At 50.0% G+C, this 7,204-nt stretch carries 7 protein-coding genes; 3 read left to right on the top strand and 4 right to left on the bottom strand.

Annotated features, from left to right (window positions below; translation table 11 throughout):
* Positions 1 to 7 precede the first annotated feature (7 nt).
* Both IEW74_RS14365 and IEW74_RS14370 read right to left on the bottom strand, forming a co-directional pair.
* Positions 8 to 2,149: an exonuclease domain-containing protein gene (locus IEW74_RS14365; protein ID WP_188666434.1), complete on the bottom strand. Its 2,142-nt coding sequence runs from the start codon at positions 2,147 to 2,149 to the stop codon at positions 8 to 10.
* A gap of 38 nt (positions 2,150 to 2,187) precedes the next feature.
* Complete coding sequence (locus IEW74_RS14370) at positions 2,188 to 2,559, bottom strand: response regulator transcription factor (RefSeq protein WP_188666436.1); 372 nt, start codon at positions 2,557 to 2,559, stop codon at positions 2,188 to 2,190.
* Positions 2,560 to 2,715: 156 nt separating this feature from the next.
* On the opposite strand from IEW74_RS14370, the gene ettA reads away from it, so the two are divergent.
* A complete protein-coding gene (ettA, locus tag IEW74_RS14375; protein ID WP_188666438.1) occupies positions 2,716 to 4,395 on the top strand; it encodes an energy-dependent translational throttle protein EttA in 1,680 nt (559 codons plus the stop codon).
* A 108-nt stretch (positions 4,396 to 4,503) separates the two neighbouring features.
* Here ettA and IEW74_RS14380 read toward each other — a convergent pair whose 3' ends face one another.
* Positions 4,504 to 5,010: a DUF4405 domain-containing protein gene (locus IEW74_RS14380; protein ID WP_188666441.1), complete on the bottom strand. Its 507-nt coding sequence runs from the start codon at positions 5,008 to 5,010 to the stop codon at positions 4,504 to 4,506.
* 110 nt (positions 5,011 to 5,120) lie between these two features.
* Complete coding sequence (locus IEW74_RS14385) at positions 5,121 to 6,011, bottom strand: LysR family transcriptional regulator (protein WP_188666443.1); 891 nt, start codon at positions 6,009 to 6,011, stop codon at positions 5,121 to 5,123.
* 93 nt (positions 6,012 to 6,104) lie between these two features.
* Between IEW74_RS14385 and IEW74_RS14390 the strand changes: the two genes are divergently transcribed.
* The gene (locus IEW74_RS14390) at positions 6,105 to 6,728 is read left to right on the top strand and encodes a class I SAM-dependent methyltransferase (protein WP_188666445.1); all 624 of its coding nucleotides are present in this window, start codon (positions 6,105 to 6,107) and stop codon (positions 6,726 to 6,728) included.
* A 106-nt stretch (positions 6,729 to 6,834) separates the two neighbouring features.
* Entirely contained in the window at positions 6,835 to 7,125 is a 291-nt protein-coding gene (locus IEW74_RS14395; protein WP_188666447.1) for a ZIP family metal transporter, read from the top strand.
* The last annotated feature ends 79 nt before the right edge of the window (positions 7,126 to 7,204 follow it).

The following is a 7,204-nucleotide window of genomic DNA, read 5'->3' on the forward strand; positions in this document are numbered from 1 at the left end:
AGGCTCCTTAGAATTGCGCTTGTTGGGCGCGCACTTCAACGATTTTATGGCTGGCGCGAAGCGCATCGTTAAGCGTGATAATTCCGCGTGCCTTTAACATCGGTATCATGCGCAGGAAAATACCGGCGGTGACCAGCGTATCGCCAATGGCGGTATGGCGTCCTTCGATTTCAATACCGAAACGACGGGCGATGTCATCAAGGGAATGTTCCGTTTTATGGTCATGCAGCAACACAGAAAGCAATAAGGTATCCAGCACGGGATGATCAAAATTCAATCGGCATTCATCCTGTTTGAGGTGCAGAAATTTCATATCGAAGGCCGCATTATGGGCAACCAAAACCGTGTCTTTCGCAAATTCAAAGAATTGCGGCAGAACGATTTGTGCAGGTGGTTTATCTTTAACCATATCATCCGTGATACCATGAAATCTGATGGATGATTTGGGGATTTTGCGATTGGGGTTGACGAGACGGGCAAAGGATTCCCCGGTTAAAATGCGCCCATTGAGGATGCGTACGCCTGCCAATGCGATAATTTCATCACCGCCGGACGGTTTAAGCCCTGTCGTTTCTGTATCAAAAACCACGTAAGATAAGTCACTTAACGGGCGTTCCCCCCATTCACCCAGCGGTTTATCGGAGGGATTGAGCAAAGAGAAATCATAAAATTCCGGTCGGGCGGGCAAATCTTCGCTGGTCTTATCCGCCATTGGGCGTTGTGCCGTCATCATGGGCAGGCGCAATCGAGACCAGCCGTTTTCCATTCGTTCGCTCCACATCTCGCAACGATGATGTTCCAGAATGTCGCGCAGGCTCATACCGCCGATGGATTCCTGCAAGTTGATGTCCAGCCAGCTATCAATCTCGGCTGAGGAAAGTTCCTTGCCGGACCAGATGACATCAATATGAATGCGCTCATTGCGTTGCACGGATTGCAGATCAAAATCCCGCGCCCCGGTGATTTTATGGATGTTGTGAACGATCTGATCCAGTGCCAGCACAAGGGAATGGCTATCCCCGCGCAGCCAACAGGGAATACCGGTCATCATCGCAGTGATGTTTTTTTCATCCTTCAGGCGCAAGGAGACGAGGCTGAGCAGGTTGGCTGAATAAATATCGGCCATTGGCCAATGCCCGGTGGCAAGACCGTGATAATCGCCTGCCAAGCGATTAATCCGCTCAGAAAGTTTCTGACTTTCTTCCAACAGTACATTTTGAAAGCGGGTACGCATTTGTTCGGGCATTTCGTCGTTTTTTGTTACCATTTCCGCAGCGGCACGCAGATTGGCGATGGGTTGGCGCAGGCCTTCGGTGGCTTCGCGCAACAGATGGTCCCGTTTCCCCAACGCCCCCAGTTCTTCGGTAATATCGTGAAAGGTCAGGACATAGCTGACCGGGATGTTTTCTTCATCACCCAACAACAAGGTCATGCGCGCTTCCAGCGTAAAACGACCATCGCGGGTTGCGCAGACAAAAGAGGTACTGAGGCCTTCCGGGTGCTTTTCGTGGCGGTGTTCTGCCAAACGATTGCGCAGACGGCGAAGCGAATGCAGCAAGGGCGGGTTGTCAATTACACTGAAGAGTGAACGCCCCAGTCCGATATCCCCGCTGACATGCAACAGGGAAAGGGCGCGTTGATTATAAAGCAAGACCTGATTGTTGAGGTTGCAGATAATAACCCCTTCGTACAAATCCTTTAAAACGGCTTCCAGTGTTTTCTTTTGGTCAACGGTTTTGGCGGTTGCCTCCTTAATCGCCTGATCGATTTCAAGGCGTTGGCGGCGATACTGGCGGGCGAGGTCGCGCACCGTTTCCGGCAAATGGTCCAGATAACGCCCCGATGAAACCTCAACACGGTGGTTTTTGTTGCTGTGCAGGATGGTTTGAATATCGCGGATAAGCCCCTGAATGGGGGATGCAACGTTCAGGTCGAACAGGGCCCCGATGGCGATGATGGATAAACCGATTCCAATCGTTGCCCCCAGTCCGAACAACAGCAGGCTGTCGGCCGGGTCGTTATGGGTCTGGATATGGTCAAAGGCGAAATAAAAACTGGCAACGATTATGGACAGACAGAAGAATCCCAAAAGGGCGAAAAACAGCAACGTGCGGACACGCAAGCTTAATTTTGAAATACGCCTGAGCATGGATCCCCTCCTTTGCCACGACCACAACAGCGCCTGTTTTACGCGTCGCCTAACAGTTCCTTGACCCGTTTGGTCAATTCGCTGGTGGAAAACGGCTTGGTCACATAATCGGTTGCCCCAAGGGCGAGGCCTTTTTCTTTTTCCACTTCCCGTCCCTTTGCGGTCAGCATAATAATGGGGATGGCGGCCCATTCTTCGGATCGGCGCAAGGTTTGACACACATCATAACCGTCACGTCCCGGAATCATGAGGTCCAGTAAGATCAGGTCCGGTGTTTTTTCAACAACGGCTTCCAGTGCTTCGTTTCCATCGCGTGCGATACGGACTTCGTATCCGGCTTGGGTCATCAGAAATTCAAGTGACAAAACAATATTGGGTTCGTCATCCACGACAAGGACCGATTTGGTCATTTTAACTCCCTGAATATAGACTGTTTCTTTTTTTAGAGGTCTTATAATCCTTTTTTCTGCATAATAACACGTTTTTATAGGCATGACATAGCCTCGCAGTCCTGCTAAAAGACTATCCAAATCATCTTTCATTTTACATTTGGATATTAAGGTACGATGGCATCTTATCAGTACGTATATGTTATGAAGGGCCTTTCCAAGGTCTATCCGGGCGGCAAAAAAGTTGTAGAGGATGTGTTCCTTTCCTTCCTGCCGGGTGCAAAAATCGGTGTTCTGGGTCACAACGGCACAGGTAAATCGACCCTGATGCGCATTATGGCGGGGCTGGACACGGAATATAACGGCGAAGCATGGGCCGCCGATGGGGCAAAAGTCGGCTATCTGCCGCAGGAACCACAACTGGACCCGACCAAGACAGTTGCGGAAAACGTCATGGAGGCCTTGGGTCAAACCAAGCGCGATCTGGATCGTTTCAACGAAATCAGCGCCAAGTTCATGGAACCCATGACAGATGACGAGATGAACGAACTGCTGGCTGAACAAGGCGAATTGCAGGAACGCATTGATGCCTCAAACGGTTGGGAAATCGAACGCACCATCGAAATTGCGATGGATGCGCTGCGTTGCCCGCCGGGGGACTGGTCGGTTGATAAACTGTCCGGTGGTGAAAAACGCCGTGTGGCTTTGTGTAAACTGCTGCTGGAAAAACCCGATCTGTTGCTGCTTGACGAACCGACAAACCATTTGGATGCAGAATCGGTTGCATGGTTGGAACGTTTCCTTGAAACCTACGAAGGCACTGTTGTCGCTGTTACCCACGACCGTTACTTCCTGGATAATGTCGCAGGCTGGATTCTGGAACTGGACCGGGGCCGCGCTATTCCTTACGAGGGCAATTACACACAATGGCTGGAACAGAAGAAAAAACGTCTGGAACAGGAATCCAAAGAAGAAGCCGCGCGCCAAAAGACTTTGGATCACGAGATGGAGTGGATCAAACAATCCCCGAAAGCCCGTCAGGCCAAATCCAAAGCCCGTATCAAATCTTACGAAGAACTGCTTAACAAAGATATTAAAGAGCAGATCAATAACGCGCAAATCGTCATTCCGGCTGGGCCGCGTTTGGGGGATGTGGTTATCAAGGCCGAAGGTGTCGCCAAGGGCTTTGACGATAAACTGCTTTATGAAAACCTTGAATTCAACCTGCCTGCCGGTGGCATCGTCGGGATTATCGGGCCGAACGGTGCGGGTAAAACCACGTTGTTCCGTATGATTACAGGTCAGGAAACACCAGATGCCGGGACATTTACGGTCGGGCAAACGGTCAAGCTTGGTTATATCGATCAAAGCCGTGACAGCTTGGCAGATGACAAAACGGTCTGGGAAGAAATTTCAGACGGTCTGGATGTGATTGAACTGGGTAAAGGTTCCATGCAAAGCCGGGCTTATGTGTCGCGCTTTAACTTTAAAGGCAGTGATCAACAGAAAAAAGTCGGCCAGCTTTCCGGTGGGGAACGTAACCGCGTTCATCTGGCGAAAATGCTGAAAGAAGAAGCCAACGTGCTGCTGCTTGACGAACCGACAAACGATCTGGACGTCGATACCTTGCGCGCATTGGAAGACGCCCTTGAAAACTTCGCCGGTTGTGCCGTGGTGATCTCACACGATCGCTGGTTCCTCGATCGTATCGCCACCCATATCCTCGCGTTTGAAGGCAACTCCGAAGTCGTCTGGTTTGAAGGAAACTACCAAGACTACGAAGCCGATCGCAAACGCCGCCTCGGCGCCGATGCCGATCAACCCCACCGCTTGAAATTCAAGCCACTGACGCGTTAACCCACGATAACGTCATCCCTCGCGAAAGCGGAGGACCAGCCTTGGATTTAAAAGAAATATCCCGGATCAGCGCAATGCTTATCCGGGATATTTTTTTGATGTTGCTTCTTACTTCCGGGCAGGCAATAAATCTGTGACCAGAGAGGGGCCTAAGGGTTTGCCGGAGGATTGGGCGATGTCGGCCAAGGTCTGTGTGGAACTGGTGATTTTATATCCTTTGGCGCTAAGTTGTTGGCTCAGGGCTTCGGGGGTGAGTTTAAACAAGGGCGCGACTTGGGCCACGGTTCCGTTTTGCAGGGCACCGATGGCGGCGCGCATCGGGTTTTTGTTTCCGCCATTGTTTGTCAGAGCCGGATAGGCGAAGGCGAGGCTGGCCACAAGGGAAAGAACCAACGGGATATAGATGGTTTTTCTTTTGAAATATCCCATGAAGCCGGGCCAGTTGCGCCACAGATGAAAGCCAACCGGGATTAATAACACCATAGAAAGCCATTCGTGCATGGCATGAAAGGCGCTTGAATATAAATGGAAAAACAGGAAAACACCTGAAATCGTGGAGACAAGGAAAAGGCCAACCGTCAGGGTGGTCCCATGTGTTTTAAGAAATTTGATCATTTTTCCTACCCCAATGAGGAAAGCGTTTGAATAAAAGCAGTCTAATCTGTTGATGTTACCGCTTTATTTCAGAAAACAGGCTTGCCTGTAACGCAATGTAACGGGGGTTTTCAAGAGGTGCGAAAGCTTTCTGCCACACTTTCGAACACGGCCCTGATCCGGCGGTTTGTTTTAAGTTCACGATGTGTGACCAGCCAGACAGGAACGGGAACGCCGGGCAGGTCCGGCAATATCCGGTGAATACCGGGGGTGCGTGCGGCGACTTCCTGTACCATGATGCCGATCCCTAATCCCTGTTTGACCATTTCCCACGCGACCAGACCGTTTTCCGATCTTATGGGGAAGTTTCGTTCACTTACCGGACAGCCAATGGACTGAAAGTAATCCAGCAGACGGTTGGATTGATCAAAACCGATCAGGGAAGCCTCTTTTAAATCGTCAGGACTTTGCGGGCAGTCAAATTTTTCCAGATAACGATCACTGACATACAAATGCGCGTTGGTTTCATAAAGCAGTTGGGCATACAGGTCAGGCTGTGTGGGGCGGGCATGGCGAATGGCGATATCGGCCTCGCGTCGTTTTAAATCGCTTAGGGCGTTGGAGGCGACAATATCCAGTTGAATGGCGGGATAACGTTGACGGATTTTTACCAGAATGTCAGGCAGGAAATAAACGGCCCAGACGTTGGTTGCCGACAGACAAACCCGTCCTTCGATGCTTTGGGATTGCCCCGATGCGGTCAGCGATATTTGGGCGGCGGCCTCCCCCATTGCCTGCACATGTTGTAACAGGTCAACCCCGGTCTGGGTCAGTTCCAATGTGCGGCCCATGCGTTCAAATAATGTGATGCCAAGGTGGTCTTCCAAGGCGGTGACTTGGCGCCCAACTGTGGGCTGGGTCACGCCCAAGGCTTTGCTGGCAGCGGTGAAGGATCCTTCTTGCGCGGCGACTAAAAAAGCGCGAATTTGGTTCCAGTCAAAGGTAATTGATTTCCATTCCATGCATATATGCATACTATAACTAAATATTTATGCAATTCACATTTGTTTGAGATCGCGTAAGCTGCGACGAAATATGTATGTGAGGTCGAAGATATGACAAAACAAAACCAATTTTGGGACCGTGTTGCGCACAAATATGCCAAACGCAAAGTAACCAATGAAGATGCCTATCAAAAAAAGTTGCAGCAGACGCGGGGTTATCTCAACAAGGATGTCGAGATGCTGGAATTGGGGTGCGGGACGGGGACAACGGCGATCCATCTGGCCCCTTGTGTTCGTCATATTCGGGCGGTGGATATTTCATTAAATATGTTGGAAATCGCACAGGAAAAAGCCCAAAAGGCAGGCGTTGACAATATCAGCTTTGACTGCAGTGATTTGGATGAAATGGCGGTGGAGAACCAGAGGTATGATGTCATCCTTGCCCATAATATTTTGCATTTGCTGGAGGATAAAGCCGTTGCCATTCACCGTATTTTCAAGATGTTGAAACCGGGGGGTGTTTTTATCAGCTCCACAGCCTGTCTGGGGCAGGGTTTTTTGTGGCTGAAAGTGATTGTCGGGGTGGGAAGCTTTTTTGGTTTTCTGCCTGCTGTAAAATTTTTTCGTGTTGATGAGCTGAAAAAGGATTTTATCGATGCCGGTTTTCAAATTGCAGAAGACTGGCAACCTAGTAAATCACAAGCCTTGTTTATCATTGCACGAAAGCCGCAATAGGGCGTTTATTCGAAAATAAAAAGCATACCCTGTGAAGACAAAGATGTCCTTCTCATTAAATAATAATCCCTTTATACTCAAATGATTATAACGTGTGGGGCAAGACATGGCATTTCTGGATCAATATCCGGCCTGGGTGACGGCTCTTCTTTTTTCGACCTTTGCCGGTGTGACAATTCCGCTTGGGGCCTATTTGGCGAAGGTTGAACATATCAGTCCGAACTGGCTGGAAAAGGAATTTCGCCATTTTGTTATTGCTTTTGGCGGTGGGGCCTTATTTGCGGCGGTGTCGTTGGTTCTGGTCCCGGAAGGTACCAAGGGATTGGATGTTTTTTGGGCCATCGGGTTGTTTCTGGCCGGGGGCTTATACATTAAGAGGCAGAAAGATTTGTTATGATCTTTCTGCCTCTTTTGTTTGTCAGGGAGGTGTTGCAACACCTCCCTGACGGTGCCTGAAGCGGTTGAGCCCATCGGGG

This window comes from Terasakiella brassicae, assembly GCF_014641495.1.
GTDB lineage: Bacteria > Pseudomonadota > Alphaproteobacteria > Rhodospirillales > Terasakiellaceae > Terasakiella > Terasakiella brassicae.